The following is a 470-nucleotide window of genomic DNA, read 5'->3' as shown; positions in this document are numbered from 1 at the left end:
GACGTAAGATTAACGGTTTGCGCCATATTTCTGAAAACAGTCCGATGCTGGCTTATTATGCTGACCTCAGCCTGACCCGCCGAGCCGAGCCGACCGATATGCAGGTCAAGCCTTGGGCGGAGAAGGCGGCGATCGATTCCTTGTCTTACCGCCCGTATTCCAACGCTTATCAGGTGGCTCTGTATCTCTACCGGCAAGGCAAGAAGGAAGAGGGTGCGAAATGGATGCAGGCGATGCAGTATTACTATCCGTACATGATGTCGTTTTAGGCGGGCAAGCTGCGCAGCCATCCTGTGTTCCAACCGCTTTTGCCCAAGCTGCTGGCGGACTGCAAAGATTTCGTCAACGCGCCTAAACACGAAAAAGCGAAGTCTTGCGATGTTGTGCAATAAGTAATAGGCTGATGTAAAAAGGTCGTCTGAAAACCGATTTTAAGGTTTCAGACGACCTTTTGTTATTTATTATTCACA

At 49.6% G+C, this 470-nt stretch carries 1 pseudogene; it reads left to right on the top strand.

Annotated elements, in window-relative coordinates:
* Positions 1–392, top strand: a pseudogene (locus ACTHTU_RS11265) (polymerase); the annotation flags it as partial.
* Between the last annotated feature and the right edge of the window lie 78 nt (positions 393–470).

This window comes from Neisseria sp. P0020.S005 (assembly GCF_051957055.1).
GTDB classification, from domain to species: domain Bacteria; phylum Pseudomonadota; class Gammaproteobacteria; order Burkholderiales; family Neisseriaceae; genus Neisseria; species Neisseria subflava_A.
This window is presented reverse-complemented; position numbering and strand designations above follow the sequence as displayed.